Origin of the sequence: Granulicella paludicola, assembly GCF_025685545.1 — a bacterium.
Lineage (GTDB): Bacteria > Acidobacteriota > Terriglobia > Terriglobales > Acidobacteriaceae > Granulicella > Granulicella paludicola.
This window is the reverse complement of sequence record NZ_JAGSYC010000026.1, coordinates 691,550-718,129: the sequence shown is the minus strand read 5'-3', so window position 1 is coordinate 718,129 and position 26,580 is coordinate 691,550. Positions and strand designations below refer to the sequence as shown.

General features: G+C 59.9%; 20 protein-coding genes and 1 other RNA gene. 9 read left to right on the top strand and 12 right to left on the bottom strand.

Annotated features, from left to right (window positions below):
• Nucleotides 1–51: 51 nt before the first annotated feature.
• Genes OHL14_RS18630 through OHL14_RS18620 form a run of 3 tightly spaced genes read right to left on the bottom strand, consistent with a single transcriptional unit; the run spans nucleotide 52 to nucleotide 4,927 of the window.
• Complete coding sequence (locus tag OHL14_RS18630) at nucleotides 52–1,803, bottom strand: M20/M25/M40 family metallo-hydrolase (protein WP_263380885.1); 1,752 nt, start codon at nucleotides 1,801–1,803, stop codon at nucleotides 52–54.
• 21 nt (nucleotides 1,804–1,824) lie between these two features.
• Nucleotides 1,825–3,783: a pyrroloquinoline quinone-dependent dehydrogenase gene (locus tag OHL14_RS18625; RefSeq protein WP_263380884.1), complete on the bottom strand. Its 1,959-nt coding sequence runs from the start codon at nucleotides 3,781–3,783 to the stop codon at nucleotides 1,825–1,827.
• 1 nt (nucleotide 3,784) lies between these two features.
• Nucleotides 3,785–4,927 carry a Rieske 2Fe-2S domain-containing protein gene (locus tag OHL14_RS18620; protein ID WP_396271416.1) on the bottom strand — a complete coding sequence of 381 codons (1,143 nt, stop codon included), beginning with the start codon at nucleotides 4,925–4,927 and terminating at the stop codon, nucleotides 3,785–3,787.
• 94 nt (nucleotides 4,928–5,021) lie between these two features.
• On the opposite strand from OHL14_RS18620, the gene OHL14_RS18615 reads away from it, so the two are divergent.
• Together OHL14_RS18615 and OHL14_RS18610 are read left to right on the top strand one after the other, a co-directional pair.
• Complete coding sequence (locus OHL14_RS18615; RefSeq protein WP_263380883.1) at nucleotides 5,022–6,959, top strand: ArnT family glycosyltransferase; 1,938 nt, start codon at nucleotides 5,022–5,024, stop codon at nucleotides 6,957–6,959.
• 53 nt (nucleotides 6,960–7,012) lie between these two features.
• On the top strand, nucleotides 7,013–7,873 hold the full coding sequence (locus OHL14_RS18610) for a DUF1003 domain-containing protein (RefSeq protein WP_263380882.1): 861 nt from the start codon (nucleotides 7,013–7,015) through the stop codon (nucleotides 7,871–7,873).
• 7 nt (nucleotides 7,874–7,880) lie between these two features.
• Here the strand turns inward: OHL14_RS18610 and hpnI are convergent, their stop codons facing one another.
• From hpnI to OHL14_RS18595, 3 genes are read right to left on the bottom strand one after another with little or no spacing between them, the layout of a single operon-like run.
• A complete protein-coding gene (hpnI, locus tag OHL14_RS18605) occupies nucleotides 7,881–9,080 on the bottom strand; it encodes a bacteriohopanetetrol glucosamine biosynthesis glycosyltransferase HpnI (protein WP_263380881.1) in 1,200 nt (399 codons plus the stop codon).
• A 26-nt stretch (nucleotides 9,081–9,106) separates the two neighbouring features.
• Nucleotides 9,107–10,357: an ABC transporter permease gene (locus OHL14_RS18600; RefSeq protein ID WP_317890436.1), complete on the bottom strand. Its 1,251-nt coding sequence runs from the start codon at nucleotides 10,355–10,357 to the stop codon at nucleotides 9,107–9,109.
• A gap of 2 nt (nucleotides 10,358–10,359) precedes the next feature.
• Complete coding sequence (locus OHL14_RS18595) at nucleotides 10,360–11,562, bottom strand: ABC transporter permease (protein ID WP_317890435.1); 1,203 nt, start codon at nucleotides 11,560–11,562, stop codon at nucleotides 10,360–10,362.
• 174 nt (nucleotides 11,563–11,736) lie between these two features.
• Between OHL14_RS18595 and rnpB the strand changes: the two genes are divergently transcribed.
• From rnpB to OHL14_RS18575, 4 genes are all read left to right on the top strand, one after another.
• Nucleotides 11,737–12,161: RNase P RNA component class A (rnpB, locus tag OHL14_RS18590), an RNA gene on the top strand.
• Between the two features lie 113 nt (nucleotides 12,162–12,274).
• Nucleotides 12,275–14,323, top strand: a complete 2,049-nt coding sequence (locus tag OHL14_RS18585; RefSeq protein WP_263380879.1) for an NHL repeat-containing protein — start codon at nucleotides 12,275–12,277, stop codon at nucleotides 14,321–14,323.
• A 166-nt stretch (nucleotides 14,324–14,489) separates the two neighbouring features.
• A complete protein-coding gene (locus OHL14_RS18580; RefSeq protein WP_263380878.1) occupies nucleotides 14,490–15,203 on the top strand; it encodes a glycoside hydrolase family 75 protein in 714 nt (237 codons plus the stop codon).
• Between the two features lie 242 nt (nucleotides 15,204–15,445).
• The gene (locus OHL14_RS18575; RefSeq protein WP_263380877.1) at nucleotides 15,446–16,501 is read left to right on the top strand and encodes an aldo/keto reductase; all 1,056 of its coding nucleotides are present in this window, start codon (nucleotides 15,446–15,448) and stop codon (nucleotides 16,499–16,501) included.
• A gap of 68 nt (nucleotides 16,502–16,569) precedes the next feature.
• On the opposite strand, the gene OHL14_RS18570 is transcribed toward OHL14_RS18575, so the two are convergent.
• The gene (locus tag OHL14_RS18570; RefSeq protein ID WP_263380876.1) at nucleotides 16,570–17,157 is read right to left on the bottom strand and encodes a type 1 glutamine amidotransferase domain-containing protein; all 588 of its coding nucleotides are present in this window, start codon (nucleotides 17,155–17,157) and stop codon (nucleotides 16,570–16,572) included.
• Nucleotides 17,158–17,354: 197 nt separating this feature from the next.
• Here OHL14_RS18570 and OHL14_RS18565 point away from each other — a divergent pair, with 197 nt between their 5' ends.
• A complete protein-coding gene (locus tag OHL14_RS18565) occupies nucleotides 17,355–18,089 on the top strand; it encodes a DUF72 domain-containing protein (protein ID WP_263380875.1) in 735 nt (244 codons plus the stop codon).
• A gap of 86 nt (nucleotides 18,090–18,175) precedes the next feature.
• Here OHL14_RS18565 and OHL14_RS18560 read toward each other — a convergent pair whose 3' ends face one another.
• The 3 genes from OHL14_RS18560 to OHL14_RS18550 all read right to left on the bottom strand — a co-directional run bounded on the left by OHL14_RS18560 (nucleotide 18,176) and on the right by OHL14_RS18550 (nucleotide 21,626).
• A complete protein-coding gene (locus OHL14_RS18560; protein WP_317890434.1) occupies nucleotides 18,176–19,837 on the bottom strand; it encodes a DHA2 family efflux MFS transporter permease subunit in 1,662 nt (553 codons plus the stop codon).
• Nucleotides 19,838–20,099: 262 nt separating this feature from the next.
• Entirely contained in the window at nucleotides 20,100–20,423 is a 324-nt protein-coding gene (locus tag OHL14_RS18555) for a hypothetical protein (protein WP_263380874.1), read from the bottom strand.
• Between the two features lie 33 nt (nucleotides 20,424–20,456).
• Entirely contained in the window at nucleotides 20,457–21,626 is a 1,170-nt protein-coding gene (locus OHL14_RS18550) for a sialidase family protein (protein WP_263380873.1), read from the bottom strand.
• A 103-nt stretch (nucleotides 21,627–21,729) separates the two neighbouring features.
• Here OHL14_RS18550 and OHL14_RS18545 point away from each other — a divergent pair, with 103 nt between their 5' ends.
• Nucleotides 21,730–22,524 carry a zinc ribbon domain-containing protein gene (locus tag OHL14_RS18545; protein WP_263380872.1) on the top strand — a complete coding sequence of 265 codons (795 nt, stop codon included), beginning with the start codon at nucleotides 21,730–21,732 and terminating at the stop codon, nucleotides 22,522–22,524.
• Between the two features lie 66 nt (nucleotides 22,525–22,590).
• On the opposite strand, the gene OHL14_RS18540 is transcribed toward OHL14_RS18545, so the two are convergent.
• Nucleotides 22,591–23,391, bottom strand: coding sequence for a helix-turn-helix domain-containing protein (locus OHL14_RS18540; protein ID WP_263380871.1), 801 nt, complete (start codon nucleotides 23,389–23,391; stop codon nucleotides 22,591–22,593).
• 369 nt (nucleotides 23,392–23,760) lie between these two features.
• On the opposite strand from OHL14_RS18540, the gene OHL14_RS18535 reads away from it, so the two are divergent.
• On the top strand, nucleotides 23,761–24,807 hold the full coding sequence (locus tag OHL14_RS18535; protein ID WP_263380870.1) for a fibronectin type III domain-containing protein: 1,047 nt from the start codon (nucleotides 23,761–23,763) through the stop codon (nucleotides 24,805–24,807).
• A gap of 88 nt (nucleotides 24,808–24,895) precedes the next feature.
• Here the strand turns inward: OHL14_RS18535 and OHL14_RS18530 are convergent, their stop codons facing one another.
• Entirely contained in the window at nucleotides 24,896–26,560 is a 1,665-nt protein-coding gene (locus tag OHL14_RS18530) for a M28 family peptidase (protein WP_263380869.1), read from the bottom strand.
• Nucleotides 26,561–26,580: the final 20 nt, after the last annotated feature.

Sequence of the window (26,580 nt, the reverse complement as noted above, 5' to 3'; positions counted from 1 at the left end):
GAGGAGAGATGCATTCTCCTCTACCCCCTTTCCTCTTTTGTCTGACTTCCGCTACTTCAACGCATCGGGAAACAGCCCCTCAATCTGCTTATCCTTCAGATTGAGCGGCAGCTGCGGGCGCGGCAGCATCTGATCGCGCTGCGCCGTGTTGTAGAGGAAGATCGCTTCAATCACGGCCGCCTGCTTCAGGTCATCGGGGCTCAGGTGGTCATACACATCGAGCGAAGTGTGATGTGTGCGGCTGTCATAGTCGCGCGGGTCCTGGATGAACTGGAAGCCCGGCAGTCCGGCCTGTTGGAACCACACATGGTCGGTCGAACCCGTATTGCGCTCGGAGACTGTGGTCATCCCGAGATCCGACAGCGGCTCCATCCACTGCTTGAAGATCGGCGCGATCGCGGAGTTGCCCTCTGCAAACACACCCAGCAGCTTGCCAGTGCCGTTGTCCATATTGAAGTAAGCATCGAACTTCGCCGCCTCGGGCTTCAATGTAGGAGGAGCCGTCATTACGCGCACGAAGACCGGTATGCTCGCATCCTCCTTCGCCTGCGAAAAATGCAAGGTCGCGTAGTGGCTCTGCACGTACCCATACGAGCCGAAGACGCCCTGCTCCTCACCGCTCCACAACGCAATGCGGATGGTGCGCCGCGGCTTCACATCCAGCGACTTCAAAATCCGCATGGCCTCCATCGCCACCACCGAGCCAGCGCCGTTATCCGTCGCGCCTGTGCCGCTGGCCCAGCTATCGAGATGGCCGCCCACCATCACCACCTCGTCCTTCAGCTTCGGATCGGTGCCAGGAATCTCGGCAATCGTGTTGTAGCCCTGCTCGTGATCGCCGCTGAACTGCGTGTTCACCTGCGCAGTCACCGTCACTGGGACCTTCTGCTCCAGGAGCCGCGACATACGGTTCCAGGCTTCCGTTGCGATCACCTCTTCGGGAATCGGCTGCTTGTGCTCAGGTGAGTACACGAACCATCCGAACGAGCTGTTCGTGTCGTCGCTCAGCACTCCATCCGCGCCACCCGGCTCCAGCACCAATAGCGCGCCTTCGTCGCTGAAAAACTTCGCCACCCTCTCTTGGAAAGCCCAGCCGTTCGTGACCTTGCGGATCGCATCCACGTTGTTGACGGGAATTACGTCTTTCATGTCGTCGTTCAACGGATACTGTTCGATCTCTGCCAGCTTCTTCGCATCGTAATGCTCCATGGCAGGCACCTTGTTCGGATCGATCTCCGGAGACGAAGCAGCGTGCCCGTAGAGGATCACTTTGCCCTTTAGCTTGCCTTTGTAGGCAGCGAAATCGCTCTCCTCCGTTAGTCCATGAACAGCCACAACATCAGCCGTAATGACGCCATTCGTAGCGGGCGACCACGGCGTGGCTTGCGCCACGATGACGCCGTGGGATGGCTTCTCCAGAAAGAGCGACGAACCAAGCTGCGTCCAGCCCATGCCGAAGTCGCCCCAGCTCTCCAGATGCGCATTGCTCAGCCCCATCGCCGCCAGTTGCATGCGCGTCCACTCGTTCGCGCGAGCCATCGCAGGCGAACCCGTGAGCCGTGGACCAATGTCATCAAAGAGCGCGCTCGAGTACTCCATCACATGCGAGTGGCGAAAGCCCTCCTCGCGTATCCGCGCATACATATCGAGATCGAGCGATTCGACCGCAGGCTGCGTAGACGTCGCCGTTACAGGTGCAGGGGATGCCTTCTTCTGCCCCACAGCGACCGTGTTGGAAACGAGTGTGAACGCAATAACAGGGAGACTAACTATAGATAAGGTGAGAAGGCGGTGAACTCGCATGTCCATCAGATTACTCTCAAATTAGTTGTGGCTCGGTGGCAGCGCAAACACAACTACGGTATCGCTCTCGTCACCTACTCCCAGCCGATGGCCACCTACGGCGATAGCCACATACTGCCGCCCGCCCACAGCGTAGGTCATGGGCGTGGCATTCGCCGTCGCCGGTAGTTTGCCCTTCCACAGCACGCGGCCATTGGCAGCGTCATACGCATACAGGTAGGGATCGTTCGTCGAAGCTGCAAACAGCAGACCGCCCGCAGTGGCAATGGTCCCGCCTACTCCAATCGATCCATGCACGCCTGGCTTTAGCTCTCCATGCGGCACTGACCATAGCTGCTTGCCGGTATTCAAGTTCGTCGCCACGATGCGGCCGTACGGCGTCGGCCCACAGGGCAGGCCGTCGGGACTGACCAGCGCCCGCAGGTCCATCTTGTATGGAACTCCGTTCATCTCGCTCATGTCCTCGTTACCCATGCCCAGGTCCGGCGGTCGAAACGCCTGCGAAGCGCCGGTTTCCATGCCGGTCGGCGCAATCTGATTCCATTTCTTCACCGCGCGGTCCCACAGCGCGGGCTTTACCTTCTTCACCAGATGGATCTGGAAGGGCAGCACGTTTACGCGCGTGTACATTACGCCGCTGGCGGCGTCGAATGCAGAGGAGCCCCAGTTCGGACCGCCCAGCGCCGAAGGATAGATGAGAGAGCCCTCCAACGACGGAGGCGTAAAAAGGCCGTCGTTGCGTAGCTTGCTGAGTTGCGCGCGGCAGAAGCTGCGGTCCGCCTCCGTGCCTCCGTTCACGTCCGCAGCCGAATAGCTGAGTGGGATCAGCGGTGGCAGCGTGGAGAACGGCTGCGTCGGCCACGTCACTTCGCCAGGCACCGTCGACTGCACCACAGGCCGCTCCTCAATCGGGTACAGAGGCTTGCCCGTCAGCCGGTTGAAGACATAAATCATGCCCGTCTTGTTTGTCACGGCCACGGCCGGAACCTTGCCGTGCAGGTCGAAGAGCAGCGGCTGCGACGCCACATCGTAGTCCCACAGATCGTGATGCACCAGCTGATAGGCCCACACGCGTTCACCCGTGGAGGCCCGCAGCGCAACAATCGAATCCGCATCGCGATTGTCGCCAACGCGCGTGGCTCCGTAATAGTCCAGCGACGGGCTGCTGGTCGGTAGAAATACCAGATCATGCTCCGCATCGGCCGCCATCGTAGTCCACACATTGCCGCTGCCGCTCTGCTTCGGATGCTGCTGTGCCGTCCATCGCACCGCGTCCCACGACCAGCGCTGCTGGCCTGTCCGCGCATCGAAGCCGCGCACTGCACCGGATCCCGCGAAGACCTGCTGATTGTCAGCAACCGACGAGCCGAGCACAATCGTGTCTCCCACCACAATCGGCGGCGAGGTGAAGAAGTACAGGTCAGGTCGCGCTATCTCGACGCCTTGCGTGAGGTCGATCGTGCCTGCATTGCCAAACGCTTTGCAAGCTGCTCCCGTTCGCGCATCCAGCGCCATCAGTCGACGGTCCAGCGTCGCCAAAAGGACGATATCTGCACCGCAGGCGCCCGGTTGGGGGTGGGCTGCGTGCCACAGCGCTACACCACGCGAGGTGACGATAAACAGGTGCTCGCGCTTTACACCCGGATCGAATCTCCACCGCAGCTTGCCCGTCTGCGAATCGACCGCGAATACCTCATCGAAGGGGCTGTCAAAGTACAGCGTTCCATTCCACAACACAGGCGTGGCTTCAAAGGATGCTGCGCGGGTCACATTCGAACTCGGGCCGTCCATCGCGTGTGTATGAAACGTCCACGCCACCGCAAGCTGACCGACATTGGTCTTGTTGATCTGCTTTGCCGAAGAGTACCTTTGCCCCGCCAGGTCTCCACCATACTCCGGCCAACCTGCACCCTTATCCACCTGCGCGTGCAGACAGAGCGAGAGAGTCATCGTCAACAACAGGAAATATTTGGATCTCATCTCAACTCCGCCAATGCAGTTCCACTGGCCCGCTCAGTGGATGCTCGCCCGTGCCCTTCAAACGACGTTGCTTTAGCGCGAAGTACCACTTGGCAGGCTTGTCCGCATCGTCAATCAGCATCAGCCCCGGATTCGAGCGCAGGCCACGCGCTTGCTCCACCATCGTCTGCTGGTCCTGCGCGACGAACTTCGCTCCGAAGTACTTGGCTACCGGCGTCACGAATGGCACGTAGTAGGCAATATCCCATGCAGCCATCACGTCGATACGACAGGTCGTCGCCGTCACCGGAGTCACCGTTGTCAGCGATGCGAACCAGCGCGTCTTTCCATCCTTCTCGGCGACGATCGTCTCGTAGCGCCTATTCGGCAGCACGAAGTCGATTGTCGTCACCGGCTTGCCCAGCAGCTTATACGGTGCCGAGTTTGACGATGGCGTATGGGCACTCATGCGAAAGCCGGCGTTTCTTCCCCCGTGATCGCTATCTTCCAATGGCTCAAATTTCTTCGTCTTCTCATGAATGCTGCCCGCGCTGCGCCACCACCACGCACGATGCACGAACGGCCCATGCGCCGGGTCCATCAGCCCGATGATGCCGTGATCCACGTTGCAGGGAAGATCCGCCTGCAGATGCGCCGAGCGATAGCGACCTGAAAACTTCGGCAGCTCCGGCACCGGCGGCAGTTCGCTCTCCAACGTCAAACGGCCTGCCCCCGGCTCGGGTACATACACCCACGCATAGCCATCGCGCTCCGCTGCCGGGAAGGAGTTCGCATAGATCTTCGTCGGCTCCAGGTTGTCGAAGCTCGTAAGCGAAGGTATCTCCTCGCACCGGCCACTACAAGGCTCAAACCGCCAGCCGTGATACTTGCATTGCACCGTCTCGCCGTCGAACCACCCTGCCGACAGTGGGATTCCGCGGTGTGGACACAAATCGCGCATAGCAAACAGCGTGCCATCGCTCTTGCGTCCCAGCAGCATGGGAATGCCCAGCAGCGTTGTGATTGCGGTGCCCTTGCGCTCGAGCGTGTCCGCACGCAGCGCGGGATACCACTCCCCAAAGATCATCTCCGCGGGCGGCCCCTGCGGCGCTAGCGCATCGAGCTGCACCAACTCTGGCGCGCGCCCTGCCTTTATTGGCTTCATGTGATCTCTTCCAGCCATCTGCAACAGTCTACGCGACATCGCTATCGTCGCTCGGACCTCGCGAGATCAACGCGTCTTGCATACACTAAGACCGTTGACTTCCATCATTCCATCCCGCCCGCGTTCGACGCTCGCAGCCATCGTCCTGCTGTGGCTCGCCTTCTACGCCAGCGTCTCGTTGTTCACGCCGCCATTGCTCGACGACGCCGACTCCGTCCACGCCGAAGTCGCCCGCGAGATGCTGCTGCGCCACGACTACGTCACGCTCTACGCGAACGGTATCCGCTATCTCGAAAAAGCACCGCTCTTCTACTGGTCGATGGCGCTCAGCATGAAGCTCTCCATGCTCGTCGGCGCGGTTTCGCCGCGAGCCCTGGCAGCCGCAGCTCGCATACCGCTTGCACTGTCGATCCTTGGCCTCGCACTCCTCGTTGAAGCCTTCGCTCGTCGCGTCTTCAAATCCGCACGAGCGGGGTTATATGCCGCGCTCATCATGCTTTCCAGCTTCGGCATGTACCTGTTCACACGCATGCTGATCCCCGACGCCGCCGTCTGCCTATGGATCACACTTGCCATGTATGCGCTATGGCGCAGCGAAGAGGAAGCGGAGCCGGATCGTAAATTCTGCTATCTCTTTGTTCTCGCCTGCGCCCTGAATGTCCTTACCAAAGGCCTTATCGGCGTCGTCTTCCCCGTGGCGATCGCCTTGCTCTACTTCCTCGCGACACGTGGCCTGAGCGGCACCCTCACGCGCATACGACAGCTGCATCCGCTCAGTTCTCTCGCCCTTTTCCTGATCCTCGCCGCGCCCTGGCACATCCTCGCGGGCCTGGCGAACCCCGGCCACGGCCATCCAACGGCTTTCCACTTCGTGAACGGCCACTGGCAGGTGCCGCTACCCACCGACGGCAACGTCCGCGGCTGGTTCTGGTTCTATTTTATGAACGAGCACCTGCTGCGCTACCTCAGCCTGCGTGTACCGCACGACTATGACACCGCTCCGCTTTGGCTCTACTTAGGGCTCTGCTTGCTTTGGCTGATGCCCTTCAGCGCCTTCCTCTTCAAAGCCGCCGCCTGGGCAACACCTTTACGCAATCGCGACTGGCGCACCCGTTTTCGCACTCGAACCCTCACGTCAGATCAGCGCAGCCTGCTCCTTGTCTCCGTCTGGGCTGCGTTCGTGCTGCTCTTTTTCTCGCTCTCCTCGCGGCAGGAGTACTACGTCCTTCCTGCGCTCCCGGGCCTCGCCATCCTCATCGCTGGCTGGCTAACGATAAGGGTTACCGACAAAGCAGCCGCTGAGAGACGAAGAGTCGCGGCTCGACGCTGTTTGTATCTACCCTTGATTTTTGGCGCAATCTTCCTCATCTTCAGTATCGTCTTTCTTATCAAGTCCCCGTCCCCTGTTCCCAACACTGACCTAGCCAGCCTTCTTACCCAAAACCCCGACGACTACGCGCTCTCACTCGGCCACTTCATGGACCTTACCGGTCCAGCCATCGCGCTCTTCCGCTTTCCGCTGATGATCGCTGCACTCAGCCTTTTCCTGGGTCCACTCACAGCGTTGCTCCTTCGTAGAAAAGACAAACCACATCCTGCGAACCTCGCCCTCGCCGCTGGTTCCTTCGGATTTCTCCTCGCCGTTCTGCTGGGTCTGCGCATCTTCTCTCCCGTACTCACCAGCGCCCAGCTCGCCTCTGCCATCGCAACCCAGCTCCAGCCAGAGGACCTCGTCTGCATCCACGGCGAGTACGAATCCGGAAGCACCCTTGGCTTCTATCTGCAGCGCAACAACATACACATCCTCGAAGGCCGCAGCAGTAACCTCTGGTATGGCAGCTTCTTCCCCGACGCGCCACCCATCTTCGAAACCCCCACAACTATCGCGCAGAAGTGGGCTGGCCCGCAGCGCATCTTTATGTGGCAGTCGCTTACCGATCCGCCCAACCAGTTGCCGATTCTTCCCAGCCCGGTTTACATTCTCGTGAAAAACGGGGGCAAGGAGATCGTCAGCAACCAGCCAAACCGCTAATCTGAAGCTGTTCTGCATCTCACTCCCAGCACCCAACAAACGGAAGTTGCCTCATGCCCTGCCACACCGACGAACTCCGCCAAGTCCCGCTTTTCTCGCTTCTCGACGACGATGAGCTCGCTGTGCTCTCGCAGCAGGTCGAACTTCGTTCCTTTGCCGCCAAGCAGCGTATCTATAAAGCCGGTGACACCAATGGCCCAGCCTACGTCATGCTCGACGGCGAAGTTTCCGTCACGCTCATCGACGAAGACGGCCAGGAGGTTCTTTTCTCTGAGCCCAAGCATGGCGACCTCTTCGGCTTCGCCTCCATGCTGCAGGAGCTACCGCATCACACCACCGCCGTGGCCGTCGAACCCACCACCTGCATTGAGATCGATCGCAACGACATCAACGTGCTGATCGCCGCCAAACCGCAGGCCGGTCTCGACATGCTTACCGTCATGGCGGGTGAGATCCACAACGCGCAGAAGGTCATCTCCGGCCGCGCTGCCCGCAATCCCAACGAAATCATCGACGAGCAGGAGACCTTCGGCGAACGGATCGCCGACAAGGTCGCCAGCTTCGGCGGCTCGTGGAGTTTCATCATCCTCTTCGCGGTCACGCTCGTGTCCTACACCATCCTGAGCAATCTGCTGCATAACAAGAGCTGGGACCCATATCCCTACATCCTGCTCAACTTGTTCCTCTCGATGCTCGCCGCTATCCAGGCACCCGTCATTATGATGAGCCAGAACCGACAGGACCATAAGGACCGCGTACGCAGTGAGCTCGACTTCGAGGTTAACCGCCGCGCCGAATCCGAGATTCAGGCCCTCAGCCGCAAGCTCCATTACCTCACTGACCTGGTCGGCGACATTCAGGAGCAGGTGCAAGGGCCCAACCCGCCTCGCCGCGACGACGACCTGCGGAGCTAGCAGGTTGTCACGCTTCCACGCGCTGCAGCGTTCCGTCCTTCAACCGGAAGCGTAGCCCGCGCCACACCACGGTGTTGTCGGCGAAGCTCCACACCCAGAAGAACAGTGCAAAGCAGTCTCGCAACGGCAGTAACAGCAGATATCGCAGCACCTGCACATCGTTAAGAATGCCCACACCGACCGTCAGCGCCACAGCCATACGCACCAGCAGCGCCAGGCTCAGCAGCGACCAGCTCCACAGCGCGCCCGCACTCGCCACCACCGCCAATAGAGCCCACGGCACCATGTACGTCACGCCCAAGCCGAGATACCCGGCCTTGCGTGAGTCCCGCACACCACGGGACCATCGCAGTTGGTGTTCGCAGAATCCGCGCAGCGAGTAGGACGGCACGCTGGTCTCCACTACCTCCGGGATTAGCTCCACCGCGTAGCCCGCAGCACTCAACCGAACACCCAGCTCGTAGTCATCTGCTAGCTTTTGCGTCAGCGGTTCCACCTCACCGTTGAATCCGCCGATGTACGCCAACGCGGTCCTCGTCGTCGCGAGCGTCGACCCCAGTCCGAACCGTACACCCCCCTCGAGCTTCCTAGCTGTGAAGACACCCGCCATAAACTCCGTCGAGATCCCCAGCGCCTCCAGCTTCGACCACACGCCACCCACAGCGCGCCCGACATACGGCACTGTCACAAGGCCCACTGATTTGCCTTCGCTCCGCGCCGCGAACGGCGCAATCACGCTCGTTAGGTACTGAGGCGATACGCGGATATCGCTGTCATTGATGACCAAGTATTCGTATCGAGCGTGCGGCACCATCTGCGCCAGGTTCGACACCTTGCCATTGGGCCCGAGCTGTTGCGGACAATCCACCAGGCGTATGTCCACCTGCGGATACTCCACGCGCAGCCGGGCAATCTCCGCCACCGCCGGATCCTCCAGTGTGCTCACTCCGAACAGGAGTTCCACCTCACCCGGATAGCGCTGCACACAGTGGCTCACCAGCCCTGCATACATCCGCGCGTCGACACCCTTCATCGGCTTGAGGACCGTGACGCCGGGCCACTCGCCTTTGGGAAAACCACGCCCATCCGGTGTCTTTAACTGCCGCTCAAAGTCACGCGCCGCCCAGAGCGCGATCAGACCGTACGCCATGCCACAAACCGCCAGCAAAGCCGCCGCGATCTCGATACTTAACGCCAGGGTATCCATCCCACCAGTTTAGCTTCGCCGTAACGCTATTCGTACCGCAACGCTTCAATGGGATTCAAACTGGCGGCCTTGTAAGCAGGGTAGATCCCGAAGACAAGCCCGATCGCGCACGAACAAGCGAACGCGGTCAGAATCCACATCAAGCTCACTTCGCTCGAGATCAACAGCTTCAGCCCAAACGCGAACATCGAGCCCAGCGCAATCCCGATGATGCCGCCCACAGCGCACAACACTACAGCCTCAATCGTGAATTGCATCAGGATGATGCCCTTCGTCGCGCCAATGGCCTTGCGCACGCCGATCTCTCGCGTTCGCTCCGTTACGCTGACCAGCATGATGTTCATCACGCCCACGCCGCCCACCATCAGGCCGACCGCGCTTAAGCCAAACATCAGCAAGAACAGGCTACCCGTGATCTGGTTCCACAACTTCGTGATCGAGTCCGAACTGAACACCGCAAAGTTATCGTCCTGATTGTTACGCACTTTGCGACGACGCCGCAGCAGTTCGCGAATCTCGTCTGTCACCAAGCCCTTGTTCTTCTGGTCGTCGAACTTCGCACTCAACCAGTAGTCCAGAATCTCCGGATGCAGCTTATGGAACGTTGAGATCGGGAAATACGCGTAGCTGTCATTCGGATTCTTGCCGCCACCAAACGCCGTCTTTTGCTTCTCAAATACGCCGATCACCGTGAACGTGCGACCCGAAATAATTACCTGCTGCCCGATCGGATCAACAGGCCCAAAGAGCGCCCGCTCCGTATCATGCCCCAGCACCGTCACATCGGCCGCACGCTCCTGGTCGGTATCCGTAAAAAACCGGCCCTCGGAGATCACCTTGTCGTAAACCTGCGCATTGGAAGGCGTGTCCCCTTCGAGGGAGACGTTGTCGACTTTGCGCTGCCCAAACTTCGCAGTCGCCGATCCCTCGTTGAACTGGTAGTTCGTATACTGCAGCGACGCACTTGTCGCAGTCACATGAGGAAGTTGCGAGATCGCCAACATGTCGTCATAGGTGAGTTGTTTCCGCGCCAGCATCTCCGCCGTGGGAGGTGCGATGAAGGGAAACCGGAAAACCCACAATACATTTGTGCCGAACGACGAAACCAGATCGGATACTGAATTATTCAGCCCGTTAATCACCGACGAGATCGTGATGACCGTCATCACACCGATCACGATACCCAGGATCGTCAACGCAGAGCGCATCTTGTTCGCGCGCAGTGTGTCGAGCGCCATCTTCACCGATTCACGTTGATCACTCGCTCGCATCGCCATCGCTAAAACTCGCTCCTCAGCGCCACAATCGGATCGAGATCGGCCGCTTTACGTGCTGGATAGACCCCAAAGAAGATCCCTGTCGATAGCGCCACGAACAACCCTACAAATACACTCCACAGAGCGATGGCAGCCGGGAATCCGCCATAGTGGGCGACCAGCTTCGCAATCACCACACCAAGCCCCACACCCAATATTCCGCCAAAGAGCGATAGCAGCCCGGACTCCATCAGGAATTGCATCAGCATGTCGCCGCGCTTCGCTCCCAGGGCCTTGCGCACACCAATCTCGCGGGTCCGCTCTGTCACGCTCACCAGCATGATGTTCATGATGACCACGCCGCCCACAACCAGCGACAGCGCCGCAATTGCAACAGCTACACCGCCGATGCTGTTGCTGATCTGCGAAAACAATCCGGCCAGCGCATCGCTCGTCGCCAGCGTGAAGCTGTCCGGCTGATCCGGTCGATCGTGCCGCAGCTCCCGCATAATCAGCCGCGCCTGATCGCTCGCCAGCTCCATCGCATCCGCGCCACTGCCAGCCTTGGCATAGATCGTCAGCGTCTTCGATCCGCCATAGGTCCGCTGGAACGTCGTCAGCGGCACCGCTACCCAGTTATCCTGGCTTTGCCCCAAGGTCTTACCCTGTTTTTCGCCCATCCCGATCACTGTGTACGGCACGCCGTCCACGCGGATCTCTTTGCCGATCGGATCTTCGAACTTCAGCAGGTTGTCATAGATGTCATAGCCCACCAGCGCTACGTGCGCTCCGTGCTCATCGTCAGCCTGGGTAAACCCGCGGCCCTCGACAATGTTCAGGTTTTGCATCTCCGGCATCAGCGTTGTGTAGCCTCGGATCTGCGTGTCCGTGCTGGACTGCGCTTTGAACTTGACCCGGCCCACCGACGACTGCAGTGCCCCCACCTGCAGGCAGCTCGTGCACTCCTGTTGCAGCGTCAGGTACTGCTCCATCGAGATAATCTTGCGCTTCTGGTACTGCAAATACTCCTTGTAGCTGGTCGTAAACGCAGGTTGCTGCGAGATCGTAAATACGTCCGCGCCCTGGTTGTTGATCCTCGTTGCAATGTAATTGTTCGCGCCATTGATCAATGTCACCACCGCGATCACGCTCGCGACGGCGATCACCACCCCTAGCATCGTCAGTATGCTGCGCAGCTTATTCGCCCACAGCGACTGAAGTGCCATGACAAGTGCTTCTTTTTTCTCCATGGAGATACCAGACACAGTCTACGCCGCAATCTACCGGCGTTCTTCGATACCCGACAACATCCTTCATGCGGAACACTTGGAATTACTATATTTTGTCACCCCATACTTAGGAGCCTGGCTGCGCGCCCTGCACTGCTACACTTAACGTGTGCAGGCGACCGGATGATCGCTGCCAGCCGGACGTGCAAGCGCCTCGGCTGGGGGAGGAAAGTCCGAACTCCATAGGGCAGTGTGCCGGATAACGTCCGGGATTCCAGCGTCAAGGCTGGAAGACGGCCAGTGCAACAGAAAAGAAACCGCCTTTGAGCAATCAGAGGTAAGGGTGAAACGGTGGGGTAAGAGCCCACCGCACTGCTGGTAACAGCAGCGGCACGGTAAACCCCACACGGAGCAAGACCAAATAGGCAGGGAGAGCGTTGTCCATACGGGGATGGCGCCGCGTAACGGCCCGTTGCGCACAGGACCGTGTCAGTTCGTCCGAAACCTGCGGGTAGGTTGCTTGAGCGGCGCAGTAATGCTCCGCCTAGAGGAATGATCGTCTAAAACAAAATTCGGCTTACGGGTCGCCTGCACATATTGCCCTCCCATTTTGGGTCCTTCACAATCCGCCCAAATACTACGAAAGTGTCACGAGAGCCCACATAAATAAGGGCTTCCGTGCTCATCATGCGAGTAGACTAACGGCATTATGCGCCGCTGCTCTGGGTTTCTCGCTCTCTCATTGTCGTCCTTGCTCCTCCTCGCCGGCCTCACCGGCTGCGGCGGATTTGTAACGCAAACCGTGATTCCACCCACGACCGGCAACACCCAGATGGAGGGCACCGTTTATAGCGGCAAGACCCCCGTCTCCGGCGCGCAGGTCCGGCTTTATGTCGCAGGCAGTACTGGCAACGCATCTGCCGCAACAGACCTGTCCGGCACAGGCTCGACCAGCACCGCCGCCTACACCACCACCGCCGCTGACGGTACCTTCTCCCTCGCGGGCAGCTTTACCTGCCCCACGGCGACCTCCAGCTTCACGCCCGAGGTATATCTTGTTGCTACAGGCGGCAATCCCGGCCTCAGCAGCAGCGTCAACAACACCTCGCTCGTGCTCGTCGACGCTCTCGGCCCCTGTGCCAGCCTGGCCTCCACCACCAAGACCAGCATTAACGAGCTCACCACAGTCGCTGCGGCCTGGGCTCTCTCCGGTTTCATGAGCTCGGCCACCAGTGTCGGCGCCTCAGCCACCAACTCCACCGGTCTCGCCAACGCGTTTCTCAATGCACAACTCATCGCCGACCCTGCGCTAGGGACCACCCCCGGCTCGGCGCTGGCGTCTACCAACACCATCGAAACCGGTAAGGTTGCGGCCCTCGCAAACGCCATTGCCACCTGCTCCGGCTCGGACGGCTCCACTGCCTGCCAGACCCTGTTTACCACCACCGGCCAGTGCTCCAGCACCTGCACCTCGGACACTCTCTCCGCCGCGCTTTACGCCGTCAAGCATCCCGCGAAGAACGTCGCCGCCCTCTATGCCCTCGGCAGCAAGACCGCTCCCTTCACCTCCAGCCTGACCGCCGCGCCCAATGACTGGACGCTCAGCATGACGCTCACCGGCGGCGGCATTACATACCCCACTGAGCTTGCTGTCGACTCCGTTGGCAACGTGTGGGTCGCAGGCTATTATGGGGCCGTCTATGCCTATACCCCGCAGGGCAACACACTGAGCGGTGCCAGTGGCTTCGGCAAGGGCACGCTCGGCTCTGAGATCTTTGGTCTCGCCATCGACACCCACAATAATGTCTGGGTCACCGTTGAGGAGCATCCCAGCAGCATCTCCGGCCTCAACGGCATCTCCTCCGGCAATACCCTGGGTTCCCTCATCAACATCAGCGGCCTGACCTATGTCAGCAGCAACTACCTCTACTTCCCTGAGTCCGCGTCCACAGCTCAGAATGGCAATATTATCGTCGGCAATTACGGCGATGCCACCTACACCGTCTTCAATTACACTCCGGCCGCGGGCTTCGTCTACGGTGTCTCCAATGGCGGCATCGGCTATGTTTCCGGCGTCACCGATGAGACCGGAGACGCCAGCGGTGGGGTCTGGACCGCCAACAGCGGCAACGACACTGTCGCTCACTTCGACAGTGCCGGCAACGTTCTCTCCAATCCCACGTGCTGTAACATCGCGAACGGAATCGCCACGGACAGCATCGGTAACGCCTGGGTTTCCAACTACTACACCAACTCACTGAGCGAGATTCTTCCCGGCTGCGACAGTAACTCCTCATCAAGCGCCTCCTGCCACGGCAACCCGCAGAACGTGATTCTTTTTGGCGACAGTGCTGGCTGCACCTCTACGCTCACGCCCACCGCCGGTACCTGCGGCCTTATTGGGGGCGGCCTTTCCTATCCCTCCAAGATTATTGTGGACGCCGCGCAGAACGTTTGGGTAGCCAACTACCAGCCCGCGGACGTCGGCCTCAACGCCACCGTGAGCGAATTCGCCGGCAATACCTCCACGACGCCCGGTACCGCTCTCTCGCCATCCACCGTCCGCAATAGCAGCGGCACCGTCACTGCCGCCGGCGGCTACGGCCTCGACGCCAAACTTCTGGACCCCTTCGATCTCGCACCCGACGCCAGTGGAAACCTCTGGGTTTCGAACAACGGCTACAACAACGTTGTGATGTTCTTCGGCCTAACAGCCCCCACCGCAACCCCACGCCTGCCGACACCCGCCGCCCCCTAAACGAACGGAGCAAGAAAGAGGCCATCCCGCGGGATGGCCTCTTTTCGCTCTTTCCTGTTTTCTGTCATCCAAGCAGAAACGCTTTCCAACAATCGAAACCACTTTCGTCCTCAACCAGGAAATCCGCGTCTAACAACCAGACGCTATCTGGCTGAAAGGAGAACCATTGCGCACAGCTGCTCTGACCTTGGCTCTCCTCGTCAGCTCTACCGCCTATCCCCTATCCCTTGCTCCTTCGTCCTTCGAGCTCCTCACCCACCGCATGGATGTTGACGTGGACGGCGCGCCCAATGCCTATGGCCCTGCTGGCAGCCGCACCCTCGACGTCCTCAGCAACGCACACTACCGCGCCCGTCCCAAAGCCGAGATCGTCGGCTACCTCACCGACGACGACAACCCCAAGCTCCCCATCCTGCAAGGCCCACACGACCCCTTCCCCGGCCTCTATATCTCGCAGACCGCCTTCACTGACCCGCATCTCACCGACCCCCGCAACGTCCGTCGCTACGTCGACGCCACGAAGATCAACTACATCGTCCGCGGCAACGCCGCTAAGCGCCATGGCGTGCAGCTTGGAGATTTTGTCGCCGTCTACTCAAAACGCACCCATCGAGCCGTTTTCGGCATCGTCGCTGACGATGGCAACCCTTCCGGCGATGAAGGCTCACTCCACCTGCTTCAATCCCTTGGTTATCCCTTCCGCAATGGCACTGACGACGCCGTCGAAGGCCGCGAGATCATCATCCGCTTCTATCCCCACTCCAACCCGCAGCAACTCTTTTTCCGCACCCAGGCAGCACTTGACGAGGCCGCCCTCAAACTTGGCGTCAGCCGTGACTTCGATAAGAGTACGGACGGTAAGTCGCGGCTTCATCCGTGACAAAAAGCATCGGCAAACATTCCGGCTTCAGTCGCTGCGGTGCGCCTTGAGGTATCCAATCGAGCTTCACGTGGAGACCGGAAACGCCTCAGCTGCCAAATTCCTGTCTAGTCCGCTCATCGCTCCTTCAACCCGTACGCCTGCGACCACCCACAGCAAGCGATCATCCAACCTATCGCGAACTATATTGTCGGCTCTCTACTCCTTATGCATCATTCCTTACTCAACTGACAGGAGACACCATGAACTTCCGCTCCCTCGGCCGCTCCGGCCTCAAAGTCCCTGAACTCTGCTTCGGCACCGGCACCTTCGGCGGCACTAACGACTTCTTCAAGTCCTGGGGCTCCACACAGGACAAGGAAGCAGAGCACCTGCTCGACATCTGCATGGAAGAAGGCTGCAACTTCTTCGACACCGCCGATATCTACTCCGACGGTCACTCCGAAGAGGTCCTCGGCCGCGCCATGGCGCACCTTAAGCGCGAAGACATCCTCATCTCCACCAAGGCCACCTTCCGCGGCTCGAACATCGGCGCCAATAACGTGGGCAGCTCGCGCTACCACCTTACACAGGCCCTCGAAGCCTCATTGAAACGTCTCAAAACCGACTACGTCGACGTCTACCATATGCATGCGTTCGACGCGACTACGCCCGTCGAAGAGACTCTCAAGACCCTCGACAACTTCATCACCAGCGGCAAGGTGCGCTACATCGCTGCCTCGAACTTCTCCGGTTGGCACCTGATGAAGTCGCTCTCCGCCTCGGAGCGTTACGGCTGGTCGAAGTACGTCGGCCACCAGGTTTACTACTCGCTCGTCGGCCGCGACTACGAGTGGGAGCTGATGCCCCTCGCCGTCGATCAGGGTGTCGGCGCGCTTGTCTGGAGTCCGCTTGGCTGGGGCCGCCTCACCGGCAAGATCCGTCGCGGCCAGCCGCTGCCTGAGAACTCCCGCCTGCAGAACAAGACCGTCGTCGACGCCGGCCCGAACCCCGACTGGGAGCACGTCTACAAGGTCGTCGACGCCCTCGATCTAATCGCCACCGAAACCGGCAAGACCGTTCCGCAGATCTCCCTCAACTGGCTACTGCAGCGCCCCACCATCAGCACGCTCATCATTGGTGCGCGCGACGAGAAGCAGCTCCGCGCCAACCTCGCTTCCACTGGCTGGAACCTTACCCCCGAGCAGGTAGCCAAGCTCGACGCGGCCAGCGCGATCGACCCTGCCTACCCCTACTGGCACCAGGTTCAGTTCACCGAGCGCAATCCGTTCCCCACGAACGTTACTTACCTCGGCTAACTAACCCGGCCACTACAGAACGAAGGGCCACCGTTGAGGTGGCCCTTCGCTCTTGCCCCGCAACCTGCCTACGCGGCTTTAGAGTTCGAGTGTCCCGCTAACAGCGCGGTCGAAATCGCCTTCGAAAAAGCGGGAATGTCATCCGGCTTGCGGCTGGTTATTAGGTTGCCATCGACCGCAACCTCTTTGTCGACCCACTTCGCTCCCGCATTCTTCAGGTCCGTACTCACCGACGGCCAGGAGGTCAACGTCTTGCCCCTGACCACGTCCGCTTCCACCAGCATCCAGGGACCATGGCAGATCGCCGCCACCGGCTTGCCGCTTTCTACAAAGGACTTCACAAACGCGACAGCCTGCTTATCCACGCGCAGCTTGTCCGGGTTGATTTGACCACCCGGCAGCACCAGCGCATCGAAGTCTTCCGTCTTCGCGTCATAGACCAGGCCATCGACCTTCACAGACTTGCCCCAGTCCGTCTTGTCCCAGCCCTTGATCTCGCCTTCCTTGCCGCCCTCACTCGGCTTGATAGAAAGCACCGTTACGGTCGCTCCCTCAGCCTCGAGGTTCTTCTTCGGGTCTGTCAGCTCTGTCTGCTCAAACCCATCGGTCGCCAGAATGGCGATCTTCTTTCCCGTAAGTTGTTTCGTGCTGCTCATCGAATTCTCCCTCGGGCCTTTCTCTTTCAAGGCACATCACGCTGCTGGTTGCAGCACTTAGTACGATGCCGATGCTCCGGGCTGCGGAACGCTTCGCCCTACCCTCGTGTTCATCGCGTCAGAGACCTTGCGACCGTTTCGCAAGTGGCTGATCCTCAGCCCTACGCCCCGCCCGCATCGCGGTTACAGTAACTCCTGTGGCTAAAGCATCGACCGCTCCCCTGATTCGTATCGGCACCGCAGGCTGGGTCATTCCCAAGATCCACGCCGCTGTCTGCGCTCCGACCGGCACACACCTCGAGAAGTACTCCGGCGTTCTCAACGCCGTCGAGATCAACTCCACGTTCTACCGCCCGCATCAGGCAAAGACCTTCGAACGCTGGGCCACCACCACGCCCGAGGACTTTCGCTTTGTGGTGAAGCTCGCCAAGTCCATCACCCACGAAGCAAAGCTCGTCCGCGCTGGCGCTCTCCTCGCCTCCTTTTTTGACAACGTTCGTCCACTCGGCGAAAAGCTCGGCCCAGTGCTGGTTCAGCTTCCGCCGAAGCTAGCCTTCGACCTCGGCACCGCTCGCGAGTTCTTCGAGACTGTCCGCGAGCTCCACTCCGGACCACTTGTACTCGAACCGCGCCATGCCTCCTGGTTTACCTTGCCGGTGGACCGCCTTCTCCGCGAGTTCGAAGTGGCGCGCGCCATGGCCGATCCGCCCGCAGGCTCCCCGGCAGCCGCCGAACCGGGGGGCTGGCCGGGCCTGCGCTACTATCGCCTGCACGGATCTCCGCGGAAATATTGGTCGCCCTATGAACCGGCGGTTCTCGAAACTCTCGCCACCCGTATTCGTAAACATCCCACCAACAATTGGGTCATCTTCGACAACACCGCCCAGAACCATGCCTTCGCGGATGCGATCACTCTCAAGAACCTTCTGTAAGTCACCTCATGACCGCTTCACCCGCAAACGAAAAAGGCGGCCAGAGCATCCAGCTCTGAACCGCCTTTCTCTTCCCTGCTCCTGCCTTAGTGTCCTGCATTCTGCGCCGCGTTCTTCGGCGGCTTCGGAATGAAGAACAATAGTGGCAGCATGCAGGCGCAGAAGATCGTCAGGTACCGGATGATGTCCACGTACGCCAGTGCCGCCGACTGCCGCAGCATCTGGTTGTACATATAGCCCATCGCCTGGTGCGTCGCGCCGAGGGAAGGCCCGCTCGTCGCGCTCGTGCCATTGCCCGCCTTGAACCCCCGCGCCAGCGAGTTCAACTGATCACGGAACGCCGGGTTCGAGTACGTCAGCGCCCGAATCATTGAGGTCTGGTGCGCCAGGGAACGCCTCGTCAGCATTGTTGCCATGAACGCCGTACCGCACGAGCCGCCAATATTTCTTGCCAGATTCGTCAGGCCCGAAACGTCGTTGCTCTCGTTCTGCGCCACGCCGATATAAGCGATCGTGTTGATCGGGATGAACAGGAACGCCAGTCCCGAAGCCTGGAAGCAGCGCATAAACACCAGCTGTCCATAGCTAAGGTTCAGGTCAAGGTTCGCCATCCACACCAGGCTCAGCGTCAGGTTCAGAAATCCGAAACCGATCAGCTTGCGTGGATCGACCTTGCCCGAAAGCACGCCGACCACCGGCATCATGCACATCATCATCAGGCCCGCAGGTGACAGCACCAGTCCCGCCAGCTCTGCCGTATACCCCAGCAGCGTTTGCACAAACTGCGGAATCAGAATCGTCGTCGCATACAGCGAGAAACCCAGCACAAACATCAGCACAAAACTGATCGCAAACTGAGGCCTGGTAAACAGCGTCAGGTTCAGTAGCGGCTTCTTTTTCTCGCGCATCAGCTTCAGCTCCCACCAGAGCAGGCCGATGAACGCCACGATCATCGTAGCCACGAAGAACACGATGATCTTCGAGCCGAACCAGTCATCCTCCTGGCCTTTATCCAGCACAAACTCCAGCGAACCGAAGGTCAGCGCCACCAGCCCGAAGCCCAGCAGATCCAGACGCACACCGCCCTTCTGGTTCTCCTTCACTTCCTTAGAAACCCACGGTGGATCTTCCACGATGCGGTGCGTCAGGAACAGGCTCAGCAGGCAAATTGGCACGTTGAGATAGAAGATCCAGCGCCAGTCAAAGTTATCGGTGATGTAGCCGCCCAGCGTCGGTCCGATCGCCGGAGCGCACACCACGGCGAGGCCGTACATCGCAAACGCCTGTCCGCGCTTCTCCGGCGGGAACGTGTCGGCCAGGATCGCCTGCTCCGAGGGAGCCAGACCACCGCCGCCAATACCTTGCAGAATCCGGAAGAACACCAGCAGAGGCAGCGTCGGCGCAATGCCGCATAACGCGCTCGAGATACCGAACAGCGCCACGCAGATCATGTAGAACTTCTTGCGACCGATAAAGGTCGTCATGTACGCGCCCGCCGGCAAGATCACGGCGTTTGCCACCAGATAGGCCGTCAGCACCCAGGTCGCCTCGTCCTGGGTCGCACCCAGGCCGCCGGCGATATGCGGCAGCGCCACGTTCGCAATGGAGCTGTCGAGCACCTCCATGAATGTCGCCAACGTCACCGTCATTGCAACGATCCACGGGTTGATGCTGGGTCGCCATGGCGCATGCGCCTCAGCTACAGGTTTGCTCTCGGGAATGTCAGATAGTGAAGTAGCAGTAGCCATTTGATCTCAATACAGATTCTACGGAGCGATCGTTTGATTCACGAATACCGCCCCTAAATTAGCCAACAAAGGCAACCAATTGCCAGTCGCCAGCAAAACCCGACAAAACCCAGGGTCAGCCCCCACTCTGGCCCTCGGGTGCCCCATCCTTTGCGCAGTTTCATTGGCGCTCAGGTGGGCATCGCACGTCAAGACGCGCGACCGCCCCCAGGCCATCTCCACGCTTAAAACGTCTCACCCCACCAAATATTGCCCCTACCGCTTACTTCCACACGTAAACAACCAGCCCACCCACCACGATCAGGCAGCCACCCACTAACACCCCCAAACTCGGTGCCGCTTTGAAAAACACGTAGTTCGTGATCTGGAACACCACAAACAGCGTCGCCACGTACAGCCCCGTCACCGTCGCGAACTCTACCGGCGTCAGGTTCAGCGACGTTCCATACAGAGTCAGCAGCACCGCGCCCACCAGAAACAGCCCCACCCGCACCGGCATGGACGGTTGATGCAGCGCGATCCTCACCACGGCATCACCACAGGCCTCCAGCACTGTAGCCGCCAGCACAAACAGGAAAATCTTCATCCACCTATTGTCTCAGCATTCGATTGCTGCTCGTCACTTCCCTACCCATCTCTCGTAGAACGACACCACCTTGATCGTCTTCCGCCGGTACGTAAACGCTGCCCACAACCGTCCATCCTTCGCCTGCAGCACCGAAGGGTAAGAGTACTCGTCATACTCCGAATCCGCCTTCACATGCGCCGCATACGAGACCGGATCCTCCCCAGCTCGCCGCCCCGCCTCCAGCACCCGCTGCTCCAGCCAGCTCTTACCCTCGTCGTCTGAAATCGCCACCACCAGGGGTACCCGGGGGCCCGTCCCAGGCTTACCCGTCACTGGCTCCGCGTGGGCCCGGTTGAACACCATCGCAATCCGCCCATCCTTCAACGCCACCGCCTGGATCGACGCATTGTTGTTCGGCAGCGACGTCGCCAGAGGAGCCGTCCACGCACAGCCATCGACCGATGTGCTGCGAAAGATCGAATCCGCAAACCGGCTGCGGAAGAACGCCACATAGTGGTCGCCCTGTTTCACCACGCTCGGCTGCACATAGCCATTCGACCCCGGAATCCGGCACTCCTGCCACGTCTTGCCTGCGTCCTTTGACACCTTCACCACCGAGTAGTGGCTCTCCGCCCCCGTCGTAATGGCCGAGGTGGGCGTGTAGTACATCGGCAGCAGCCACGCTCCGTCCTTCCGCACCAGCAGCGGATCACGCACAAACGCTCCCGGCTCGTTGAACAACACCGCTGGTGCTCCCCACGTCCGTCCACTATCGGAGGACTTCACCACCAGCACCTGCGCCTTCGCCTGTCCCTCTTTCACCGGCTGCGAGGTATGGAGCAGCCAGAGCTCGCCCGACGGTGTCTCGAACGGCACGGGATTCTGATAGCTCACTCCCGGCTCTCGGTCCACCACCTGTGCCGTGGACCACTGCTTTGACCCCCGCGCCAACCGCGACTCCAGAATCGCCACACCCGACTGCCCTTCCGCCACGCCCCCAAACCAGAAGCACAGCAGGTCACCATTCTTCAGCTGTACAAGGTTCGCCGCATGGTTCGAGTGAGCCACCGTCGGCAGATACGCCTCCTCATAGCCCATCGCAGAAGACCGCATCAACCCATCCATCGTCAGTGCCTGCTGACCCTTTGCATGGATCGCAAGTCCTACCAGCAAAAAAGTAGCCGAAAACGTCACAAGAGACAACAAACGAGGGATTCTCATACTCCCCAGTCTTACATCCCTATCCACCCCACCTCAAACCGAGCGCGCAGGTGTACTCTAACCATCAACCTGTTTTCTAATTTTTGTTATCTACGCCTGCCTTATGAATCCAATCCTCGAAGACCTCATCATCCTGCAGGCGCAAGACCTCGAGCTCAAGCTTCTCCGCGAAGAGTTGGCCGAGGCACCGCGTCGCGTCGCTGCCGCCGAAGCCGCCGTCAAAAAGTCTGAGACCGCCCTCTCCAGCGCGAAGCAGTCGCTCGCCAAAGAGGAGTCGCTCCGCAAGGGACACGAGCTCGACATCGCCGATCGTAAAGGCAAGATCACCCGCCTTCGCAAACAGATGGAGTCCGCCGCCAACGCCGCCCAGATCGCCGCACTCGAGCACGAGATCACCTTCTCCGAGCAGTCCATCAGCCAGCACGAGGACGAAGAGCTCGCCTCCATGGAGCGCACTGAAGGCTTTGAGGCCGACCTCGCCAAGGCGACTGACTCCCTCGCCACCACCACCGCATCCCTGGCAGCCGAGCGTGTCCGCGCCGCTGACGTGCTCGCAAAGAACACCGCCAGCGTCGAAGGCATCAGCCTCGAACGCTCCACGCTCCGCAAAAAAATCGGCTCAACTGACGAAGGCGAAGCGACTCTCAGCAGCTACGACCGAATCGCCAAAGCAAAGGGTACAGCCGTCTCTGAAGCGGTCGACCACAAGTGCTCCGCCTGTCAGATGATGATCCGCCCGCAGCGCTGGAACGACCTCGCCGAACGCTCCCCCAACTCCGAGTTCGCCAACACCATCTTCTCCTGCGAGACGTGCGGTCGCATGCTCTTCCACGACCCTCGGCGCGACGCCCCCGTCCGCTGGACCCCAGGCGAACGCCTAACCTCCGCGACACGTTAAGCACGAAAAAGGAAGAGGGCCAGCGGATGGTAGCTGGCCCTCTAACTTTGCTTACGCCCTGAGGCGCTACTTCTTTGTTGGCTTGCTTACCGGTACTCGTGAACCGGACATTACTCCGCGCAGCGGTTCAGGCATCGTCAAAATAAGCGCCTTGCAGTCTTCCGTACCCGTCCGCGCGTAGCTATGAATCGCCTCGGCGTTGAAAAAGACCGCGTCGCCCTCCTCAATTACGTCCACCCGCGCATCGTGCTCAAGCTTCAAGGAGCCTGAAAGTACATACAAAAACTCGTTGCCGCTATGGCGGTGGGCCTTCGGCGTGCGCTTGTCATCCAGAGGCAGAAACTCGGCCACGTAGGATGAAATCGACTGTTCAGCCGGAACCTGCCCGAGGCTCTCGAAGTAGTAGCCCGGGTCTTCCACGCCACTTTGAGGGAGGCGCACCCTGTCAGTCGCACGTTGAATACGAAAAAGCTCTGGACGCTCCGGCTCGAAGAAATAGCTCATATCCTTCGAAAACACCATTGCGATACGCGCCAGATTGCGGAGCGTAGGCACTACGCGGCCAGTCTCCAGCTGTGACAGAAAGCTTGCGGAAAGCCCCGTGTGCCGACCCAACTCCACCAGACCCATCGACTTGCGCTGGCGCAGATATTTGATGCGGTCGCCAATCCTCTTACTCTCGATGAATTGCTCGGCAGCCTCGGCGCTCACACCTTGCTCGTCGGCCAGTACATCCTCTTCGCCTGCCTGTAGCGGAGGCAGCGTGGTCGCCTCGACACCTTCAGCGGCGTCAATCGTCTTCTGTATTCGTCCACGTTTCATCGGTGGTGCAACATCCTTGTTGATCGTGCCGGCATAAACACCCATGGGGCAAACCCTCCAGTGCAACTCTGCTGCTATCTTCCACCAACATGCTGCTTCTTATAAAAGGACGTTTACGGGCTGCGAATAGATGTATCAGGGTCTAAAAATCCAGACTTTGCCGCGTTGCCCGCACCCATACAAAAAAATCCGTTTGTTCCTTGCGCCCGAAAACCCGATGTCTCCGTCGCTGAAAGTCATTCAGATTGACATGGTTGAAATGCTACGCTCAATTCCATGGACTTTTTCTGCCAGAAGCAGCGATTGGCGCGCGCTTTCGCTCCCCATCAAAGCCCAAGCAAATTTCTTTATACTTTTCTGGCGTTCACGGCGATATTCGGCTGCGCCAGTCCGGGTCCACCGCGTTCACCCTCGTTGAACCTGCCACAACCGGTCACCGATCTCACTGTCAGCCGCACCGGCGACCTCATCGAACTCAGCTTCACCGTGCCGCACCTGTCCACAGACAAGCTTCCGCTCTCCGACCCTCGCCATCACAAGCCGATGTTTCTGAACGGCACCGTCTGTCGCGAGATAAGACCGGCGCCCTGCACCATCATCGCCACCCTGGCGCCGCCGCTCACCGAGGCTGACCATGCAACTTTCACCTGGCATGAGACGCTTCCAGAAGCACTGGCCAGCGGCTCGCCTCGCCTGCTTACTTACCGTGTCGAGTTCCTGAACAAGGCAGGCAAGTCCGCCGGCCAGTCAAACCCGGCCTTTACCGCCGCCGGTACAGCCCCCGCGCCCATTGCCGACCTGCACGCAGACGGCACGCGCAGCGGCATCTGGTTGCAGTGGACCCGCGATCCTTCCACGAGCGATATCCTTCTGCACCGCGTCGCCCTTGCGACAAAGCCTGCCACGACAACGGCGAGATCCAAAGGTCCACTTCCGTCCGTGCCAAAGTCGGACGACCTCTGGCTCAACGCCAATTCCAAAGAAGGGCGTACGCTCGACAGCTCCGTAACCTCAGGTACACCCTACCGCTACACAGCGATACGCCGTATCCTTCTGGCGTTCGATAAACGGACCGTAGAGATACGCAGCGATCTGTCTACAGCCATCGACTTCACCTTACAGCCGAAGTACGCACCCTCGGCACCGACCGGCGTCGAAGCAACAGGTTTTGCACCTCCCGACGGCTCCCACTTTGCCGTCGACCTGATCTGGCAACCCGTTAGCGATGCCGGCATCACTGCCTCGCTGGCTGCGCCACTAAGCGGTTATAACGTCTACCGCGAAATGCTCAGCGGTGATGATGTAAAAACTCGCCTGACCGCTAAACCGGTATCCGAACCGGGCTTTCATGACGCTACCGCCGAACCCTCCGCTCGTTATCGCTACGGCATTACGGCGGTGGATGCCAACGGCAACGAAAGCAAAGCTGCGACATTCACACTGGAGCCGTCACCGCAGTAGAGGTTCAAGCTTGGATTCCATCCTGCGCGGAGCGAAGGACTGGCGTTGAGGGTCGGAAACCTATTCCTCCACGTTAGCTGACAGGCCACTACCGCTCGCTCTTCAACCGAGCCGCCTCGAACTCATCGCCGTGCTTCCACTCCACGGTCTTCGGCAGATGGATCACCTGCCAGCCGAGGTCCATGCCAAACTTCACCAGCTTTGCATCTCCGGTGAAGTCCCAGTCGTCGTGAAAGTTGTCGGAGAAGTTGTGATAGTCGTTGTCGTTGAACGCCTTCTCCTGCGCGACACCCCAGGCGCGGTCATGGCCCTCATAGAGCGATCCCGAGTCCACACTGAAGGATGGGATGCCCACACGCGACAGAGAGAAGTGATCGCTGCGGTAGTAGCTTCCAGCTGAGGGGCGCGGGTCAGGCACGATGGCCAGACCGAAGCGCTTCGCCGTAGCCTCTACCTCAGGGAAGAAGGTGGTGCGTTGCGCGCCGTTGACGTTTATCTCCTGCTGCACGCCGATGGGCAGCAGCATGTCGTAGTTGATGTCGAGCGCGATCTGGCTTGCCGGGATCGGCGGATGCTGCCCGAGGTACTCCGAGCCGAGCAGGCCCTGCTCCTCCGCCGTAACCGCGCCGAAGATGACGCTGTGCGGCAGCTTGAGTTCTCCGCTATGTACGGCATCGGACCAAACGCGCGCCATCTCCAGCAACATCGCCACACCCGTTCCGTTATCAGCAGCGCCGTTATAGATGTTGTCGCCCTTCATGCCGGGAACGATGCCGAGGTGATCGTAGTGCCCCGAGAACAGCACCGCCTGATCGTGACCATCCGCATTCGCGCCCGGCAGCATCGCGACCACATTCGGACTCTGAAACGGACGCACCGTGCTCGTCACCGTCGCCTTCAGCTTCACCGGCAATTCCACGGCCTTGAAGCCGCGCTGACCTGCTGCTTCAAACTCCTTGTCGAGATCGAGACCGCTCATCGCGAAGAGCTTCTTCGCTACGTCGAGCTGAATCCAGCTCGCGGCCTGCAGGCGTGGATTCGCGTCGTCGCGTAGATAGGTCTTCTCGCTGGTGTTGGAGTTCTGCACCACGTTCCAGCCATAGCTTGCGAGGTCGGTGCGATGGATGATGAGCGCGCCGACCGCTCCTTTACGCGCCGCCTCTTCGAACTTGTACGTCCAGCGACCGTAGTAGGTCAGCGCATCGCCGCCGAAGAACTTCGGGTCCTTGCTCGGCGGGTCGCCGACGATGCACAGGATCACCTTGCCCTTCACATCGACGCCCGCATAGTCGTTCCACTGGAACTCGGGCGCATCGGCACCGTAACCCACGAAGACAATCGGAGCATCGAGCATCGTCTCAGGCGTCAGCGTCTGGTTGCTCACGGTGTAATCGGAGCCGAAGGTGAGCTTTTCGTTCTTCCCATCAGCGCCTATAAGCTTCATAGCCGTCTGCTCGGGGATCGCCTTCATGCCGACGAAGTTCACCTGTTGCAGGAATGAGCCGTTATCTCCTGCTGGTTTTAGCCCATACATCGCAAACTGGCTGGCGATGTACTTCGCCGCAAGCTCGCCTCCGCGGAGACCGGGATAGCGGCCCTCAAACAGATCGTCCGAGATGAACTTGTCCTGCTCTCGGATTCGAGCCGCGCTCACCTTCGCCGCAGCTTTTGCAATCGGACTCGTGGGAGCCTGTGCCAGAACGCCTGTCGTCACCAGCGCCATTGCAGGCGCAACCAACCATCGCTTTGTCATCGATACCTCGCTTCGCAGTC

Excerpts from the sequence above, each read along its gene's own strand:
- OHL14_RS18630 (WP_263380885.1), bottom strand. The coding sequence starts at position 1,803 with ATGCGAGTTCACCGCCTTCTCACCTTATCTATAGTTAGTCTCCCTGTT.
- OHL14_RS18625 (WP_263380884.1), bottom strand. The coding sequence starts at position 3,783 with ATGAGATCCAAATATTTCCTGTTGTTGACGATGACTCTCTCGCTCTGT.
- OHL14_RS18620 (WP_396271416.1), bottom strand. The coding sequence starts at position 4,927 with ATGAAGCCAATAAAGGCAGGGCGCGCGCCAGAGTTGGTGCAGCTCGAT.
- OHL14_RS18610 (WP_263380882.1), top strand. The coding sequence starts at position 7,013 with ATGCCCTGCCACACCGACGAACTCCGCCAAGTCCCGCTTTTCTCGCTT.
- hpnI (WP_263380881.1), bottom strand. The coding sequence starts at position 9,080 with ATGGATACCCTGGCGTTAAGTATCGAGATCGCGGCGGCTTTGCTGGCG.
- OHL14_RS18600 (WP_317890436.1), bottom strand. The coding sequence starts at position 10,357 with ATGGCGATGCGAGCGAGTGATCAACGTGAATCGGTGAAGATGGCGCTC.
- OHL14_RS18595 (WP_317890435.1), bottom strand. The coding sequence starts at position 11,562 with ATGGCACTTCAGTCGCTGTGGGCGAATAAGCTGCGCAGCATACTGACG.
- OHL14_RS18585 (WP_263380879.1), top strand. The coding sequence starts at position 12,275 with ATGCGCCGCTGCTCTGGGTTTCTCGCTCTCTCATTGTCGTCCTTGCTC.
- OHL14_RS18575 (WP_263380877.1), top strand. The coding sequence starts at position 15,446 with ATGAACTTCCGCTCCCTCGGCCGCTCCGGCCTCAAAGTCCCTGAACTC.
- OHL14_RS18570 (WP_263380876.1), bottom strand. The coding sequence starts at position 17,157 with ATGAGCAGCACGAAACAACTTACGGGAAAGAAGATCGCCATTCTGGCG.
- OHL14_RS18560 (WP_317890434.1), bottom strand. The coding sequence starts at position 19,837 with ATGGCTACTGCTACTTCACTATCTGACATTCCCGAGAGCAAACCTGTA.
- OHL14_RS18555 (WP_263380874.1), bottom strand. The coding sequence starts at position 20,423 with ATGAAGATTTTCCTGTTTGTGCTGGCGGCTACAGTGCTGGAGGCCTGT.
- OHL14_RS18550 (WP_263380873.1), bottom strand. The coding sequence starts at position 21,626 with ATGAGAATCCCTCGTTTGTTGTCTCTTGTGACGTTTTCGGCTACTTTT.
- OHL14_RS18545 (WP_263380872.1), top strand. The coding sequence starts at position 21,730 with ATGAATCCAATCCTCGAAGACCTCATCATCCTGCAGGCGCAAGACCTC.
- OHL14_RS18540 (WP_263380871.1), bottom strand. The coding sequence starts at position 23,391 with ATGGGTGTTTATGCCGGCACGATCAACAAGGATGTTGCACCACCGATG.
- OHL14_RS18530 (WP_263380869.1), bottom strand. The coding sequence starts at position 26,560 with ATGACAAAGCGATGGTTGGTTGCGCCTGCAATGGCGCTGGTGACGACA.